The 954-nt window shown below is 57.2% G+C and carries 2 pseudogenes; both read left to right on the top strand.

Annotated elements, in window-relative coordinates:
• Positions 1–182: pseudogene (locus BYZ73_RS23950) on the top strand (MFS transporter); the annotation flags it as partial.
• A gap of 79 nt (positions 183–261) precedes the next feature.
• Positions 262–954: pseudogene (gene lacI / locus BYZ73_RS21305) on the top strand (DNA-binding transcriptional repressor LacI); the annotation flags it as partial.

Genomic DNA, 954 nt, shown 5'->3' with positions numbered 1-954 from the left:
ACTTCGGGATCATGAGCGCTTGTTTCGGCGTGGGTATGGTGGCAGGCCCCGTGGCCGGGGGACTGTTGGGCGCCATCTCCTTGCATGCACCATTCCTTGCGGCGGCGGTGCTCAACGGCCTCAACCTACTACTGGGCTGCTTCCTAATGCAGGAGTCGCATAAGGGAGAGCGTCGAGATCCCGGACACCATCGAATGGCGCAAAACCTTTCGCGGTATGGCATGATAGCGCCCGGAAGAGAGTCAATTCAGGGTGGTGAATGTGAAACCAGTAACGTTATACGATGTCGCAGAGTATGCCGGTGTCTCTTATCAGACCGTTTCCCGCGTGGTGAACCAGGCCAGCCACGTTTCTGCGAAAACGCGGGAAAAAGTGGAAGCGGCGATGGCGGAGCTGAATTACATTCCCAACCGCGTGGCACAACAACTGGCGGGCAAACAGTCGTTGCTGATTGGCGTTGCCACCTCCAGTCTGGCCCTGCACGCGCCGTCGCAAATTGTCGCGGCGATTAAATCTCGCGCCGATCAACTGGGTGCCAGCGTGGTGGTGTCGATGGTAGAACGAAGCGGCGTCGAAGCCTGTAAAGCGGCGGTGCACAATCTTCTCGCGCAACGCGTCAGTGGGCTGATCATTAACTATCCGCTGGATGACCAGGATGCCATTGCTGTGGAAGCTGCCTGCACTAATGTTCCGGCGTTATTTCTTGATGTCTCTGACCAGACACCCATCAACAGTATTATTTTCTCCCATGAAGACGGTACGCGACTGGGCGTGGAGCATCTGGTCGCATTGGGTCACCAGCAAATCGCGCTGTTAGCGGGCCCATTAAGTTCTGTCTCGGCGCGTCTGCGTCTGGCTGGCTGGCATAAATATCTCACTCGCAATCAAATTCAGCCGATAGCGGAACGGGAAGGCGACTGGGCGAGATTGGCGTTGGCCTGGGCCACGGTGTGC

This window comes from Rhodovulum viride, from assembly GCF_003265965.1.
GTDB lineage: Bacteria > Pseudomonadota > Alphaproteobacteria > Rhodobacterales > Rhodobacteraceae > Rhodovulum > Rhodovulum kholense.
Note: the sequence above shows the minus strand (reverse complement) of the source record. Positions and strands in the feature narration are given on the sequence as shown.